The 3,725-nt window shown below is 38.1% G+C and carries 5 protein-coding genes; 4 read left to right on the top strand and 1 reads right to left on the bottom strand.

All coding sequences use genetic code 11. The features are described from left to right. Nucleotides 1-238: hypothetical protein (locus tag H5072_RS20905; RefSeq protein WP_220488639.1), on the top strand; the 238-nt coding region annotated here is incomplete at its 5' end. A gap of 142 nt (nucleotides 239-380) precedes the next feature. On the opposite strand, the gene H5072_RS14225 is transcribed toward H5072_RS20905, so the two are convergent. Further along, nucleotides 381-1,241, bottom strand: coding sequence for a YicC/YloC family endoribonuclease (locus tag H5072_RS14225; RefSeq protein ID WP_154904288.1), 861 nt, complete (start codon nucleotides 1,239-1,241; stop codon nucleotides 381-383). A gap of 179 nt (nucleotides 1,242-1,420) precedes the next feature. Here H5072_RS14225 and rph point away from each other — a divergent pair, with 179 nt between their 5' ends. Genes rph through H5072_RS14210 form a run of 3 tightly spaced genes read left to right on the top strand, consistent with a single transcriptional unit; the run spans nucleotide 1,421 to nucleotide 3,234 of the window. Beyond that, nucleotides 1,421-2,134, top strand: a complete 714-nt coding sequence (rph, locus tag H5072_RS14220; protein ID WP_002958890.1) for a ribonuclease PH — start codon at nucleotides 1,421-1,423, stop codon at nucleotides 2,132-2,134. Nucleotides 2,135-2,152: 18 nt separating this feature from the next. Beyond that, nucleotides 2,153-2,797 carry an orotate phosphoribosyltransferase gene (gene pyrE / locus H5072_RS14215; protein WP_002958891.1) on the top strand — a complete coding sequence of 215 codons (645 nt, stop codon included), beginning with the start codon at nucleotides 2,153-2,155 and terminating at the stop codon, nucleotides 2,795-2,797. Nucleotides 2,798-2,853: 56 nt separating this feature from the next. Then, nucleotides 2,854-3,234, top strand: a complete 381-nt coding sequence (locus H5072_RS14210) for a diacylglycerol kinase (RefSeq protein ID WP_002958892.1) — start codon at nucleotides 2,854-2,856, stop codon at nucleotides 3,232-3,234. Nucleotides 3,235-3,725: the final 491 nt, after the last annotated feature.

Raw genomic sequence — 3,725 nt, 5'->3', positions numbered from 1 at the left:
GCCAACCGTTGACGGTTACTACCAATTAAACTTAAAGGCTTTATTAATAGGTAAAAACTGTTTTTTTGCTTCTTTACTTTTATCTTTAAACCAGTCATTAAATAGGTCATTCATTGTTATAATAATGTCTGTCCCTGCCTTACCTCTTTCAGCAAGCGGATCTATACCATTTTTAATTTTTTGTTTGGTTTCTTTTACATTAATTGAGTTGTATGAAAATGGCTATCAAGGATTTTAAAAGTGGTTACGGTGATATCAAGTAGTTTGGTAACCACTTGGACACGTACAATAGGGGGCTAGTATGAACGGTAGAAAACAAAAAGCCTATAAAAATATAGGCTTATTAATGAGTTATAAACAACTTGAAACAGGCTAAAACGCTATTCTATGTTTTGGATCTGCTCACGCATTTGTTCAATTAGTACTTTTAGCTCTACGGCTGCAGTAGTGATGTCACTATTGATAGACTTAGACGCTAGCGTGTTAGCTTCACGATTAAATTCTTGCATCATAAAATCTAAGCGGCGGCCACATGCGCCTCCTTTTTTAAGGATTTTTTTAGTTTCTTTAACGTGAGACTTTAAGCGATCTAGTTCTTCAGCTACATCTTGTTTTTGAGCAAGATAAATAAGTTCTTGTTCAAGGCGTGACTCGTCAATGTTTGCTGCTAAGTCTTCTAGCTTTTGAGCAAGTTTTTCACGCTGCCATTTAGCAATCTCAGGCATATGCGTTTCTACAATTTCTACTTGCTCTAGAATTGCATCAAGGCGTATTGCTATCATTCCTTCAAGGTTTGCACCTTCATCGCCACGTGCAGATTTAAAATCTTCGATTACTTGATCAAGACCAGCTATTAATGCTGTATTAACGCTATCCATATCAAGCTCTTCTGCTTCCATAACGCCAGGCCAACGTAATATATCAACAGGGTTAATATCACCATTACTTTGTTGTTGAACCCATTTAGCGCTATTTATTAGTTGTTCAGCAAGTGCTTGGTTAATTGATAGCTCGCCAACGTGGGCTGGATTTGCCACAAACTTTAAAAAGACCTCAACTTTACCGCGTTGTAAGTGTTTGCGTAAACGCTCACGAATAACTGGCTCCATGCCACGAAATTGCTCTGGTGCGCGTATAAATGTTTCAAGGTAACGCTGGTTTACTGAGCGAACTTCCCAAGTGCCAGTACCCCAATCGCCTTTTATTTCGCGACGCGCATAAGCTGTCATACTGTGGATCATGGATATTTTCCTAAATTTATAAATACAATATTATGATGATTATACCGTAACACTGCTTAAGCTCTAGGGAAAATTTAATACACTGAATATTTTGCATACAGCTATTTATTTAAATCAACATGGTATCTATACCCACATACACTTATAATGTCGCAAATTCTGAATTAAGGGGATCGTCAATGCGTCCAAGCGAAAGAACACCTAACCAAATTAGACCTGTTACATTTACACGTAATTATACTTTGCATGCTGAAGGCTCAGTACTTGTTGAGTTTGGTAACACCAAAGTACTTTGTACAGCTACTGTTGAATCGGGCGTTCCTCGTTTCATGAAAGGTCAGGGTAAAGGTTGGATTAATGCTGAATACGGTATGTTACCGCGAGCAACGCATACGCGTAATGCTCGAGAAGCTGCACGTGGTAAGCAGGGCGGTCGTACTATGGAAATTCAGCGCTTAATTGCACGTGCACTTCGTGCTGCTGTTGACTTAAAAGCACTTGGCGAAAACACAATTACCATTGACTGTGACGTTATTCAAGCTGACGGCGGTACACGTACTGCTTCTATAAGTGGTGCATGTGTTGCACTTGTTGATGCACTAACACATATGCGTGCAAAAGGTATGATTAATTCAAACCCACTTAAACATATGATTGCAGCTATTTCAGTTGGTATTTACAAAGGCCAAGCAATTAGCGATTTAGAATACATTGAAGATTCAGCAGCAGAGACTGATATGAACGTAATTTTAACCGAAACAGGTAAAATTATTGAAATTCAAGGTACAGCTGAAGGCGAACCTTTCTCGTTTGATGAGCTAGATGAGTTACTTACTTTAGCTAAACATTCTATTCGCGAAATTATTGATGTACAAAAGCAAGCATTAGCATAAATAGGTAGGCCAAAAGATATGAAAGATTATCAAAAAGAGTTTATAGAATTTGCTCTAGAGAAGCAGGTGTTAAAATTTGGTGAGTTTACATTAAAGTCTGGACGCACAAGTCCTTACTTTTTTAATGCTGGTTTGTTTAATACTGGTCGAGACTTAGCGCGTTTAGGTCGCTTTTATGCATCGGCACTCGAAGATTCTGCTATAGAGTACGATGTATTATTTGGTCCTGCGTACAAAGGTATTCCAATAGCGACAACAACAGCGGTTGCATTAGCGGATCATCATGATAAAGATGTACCTTACTGTTTTAATCGTAAAGAGAAAAAAGCACACGGTGAAGGCGGCACATTAGTAGGCTCAGAACTCAATGGCAAAATTATGCTAGTTGACGATGTAATTACTGCAGGTACTGCGATTCGTGAGTCGATGGAAATCATTGCACAAAATGGTGCTGACCTTAGTGGTGTTTTAATTGCGTTAGATCGCCAAGAAAAGGGTAAAGCTGAATTATCAGCTATTCAAGAAGTTGAGCGTGACTTTAATACCAAAGTGATTTCAATTGTAAAATTAGCTGATCTTATCAGTTACCTTGAAAGCCAAGGCACAATGGATGAGCATTTAGCCTCAGTTAAAGCTTACCGTGATCAATACGGCGTAGCATAAATAAAAAGCCTCGCAGTGCGGGGCTTTATTTTGACCTTCATTCATAGAGTTTATTAATGAAAGATGTATTAAAACCGAATGGCTTAGGCCTCAAGCGTGTTTTCAAAGCAACCTATTGCTCTTACCTTGGCTTTAAAGCAGCATTTAAAGAAGAAGCAGCATTTAGGCAAGAGCTACTATTAAGCCTTATATTATTTCCTATTTCATTTTGGCTTGCTTCATCACTATTACACTGGGCAATACTAATTAGCTCACTGCTTATTATATTAATAGTTGAATTACTAAACTCCGCCATTGAAGCATTAACAGATCGAGTAAGTACAGAGTTACATGTATTGTCAGGTAGGGCCAAAGATATGGGATCTGCAGCCGTAACACTTTCATTAACGATCGTATTGATCATCTGGGGTGTAAGCCTCTATATGAAGATCGTTTAACTCTACTTCTAATATAAAATAGGTTTGAACCCCGTTAGTTGTTAATAATTTGATGGTTATGTTGTATTTTTAACGTGTTTAGCTCAAATTCTCAGCGAACAGCACATTATTTCAAGTTTTCTTCAAAAAAGGGTTGATCTGTTTTCGGATCTCCCTATAATGCGACCCCACTGAGACGGGAAACAGCAACGCATAGCGAGGCACGAACAACTCAGGGTGTTAAGTAAAACTTAGATTGAATCTTTTTAGAAAGTTTAAATTTAAGTGTTGACAAAAAAATGGGAAAGCGTAATATGCGCAGCCCTAGCGAGATAAAGTTCAACTTTATAATCGCAACGTTCTTTAACAATATAAAGCAATCATCTGTGTGGGCACTCGTACAGATTGAGTTCTAACAGCTAAGCTACTTAGGTAGCGAGGCAAACAAATTAGAGTCTCAATTGAAAACTGAGTGACCAACAGAATAGTTATTTCGGTAATTATTCGGCACA

This window comes from Pseudoalteromonas sp. SR45-5 (assembly GCF_014163565.1).
GTDB classification, from domain to species: Bacteria; Pseudomonadota; Gammaproteobacteria; order Enterobacterales; family Alteromonadaceae; genus Pseudoalteromonas; species Pseudoalteromonas distincta.
This window is presented reverse-complemented; position numbering and strand designations above follow the sequence as displayed.

Bases quoted from the DNA above. Each gene is read 5' to 3' on its own strand.
- H5072_RS14225 (WP_154904288.1), bottom strand. From the start codon at position 1,241: ATGATCCACAGTATGACAGCTTATGCGCGTCGCGAAATAAAAGGCGAT.
- rph (WP_002958890.1), top strand. From the start codon at position 1,421: ATGCGTCCAAGCGAAAGAACACCTAACCAAATTAGACCTGTTACATTT.
- H5072_RS14210 (WP_002958892.1), top strand. From the start codon at position 2,854: ATGAAAGATGTATTAAAACCGAATGGCTTAGGCCTCAAGCGTGTTTTC.
- pyrE (WP_002958891.1), top strand. From the start codon at position 2,153: ATGAAAGATTATCAAAAAGAGTTTATAGAATTTGCTCTAGAGAAGCAG.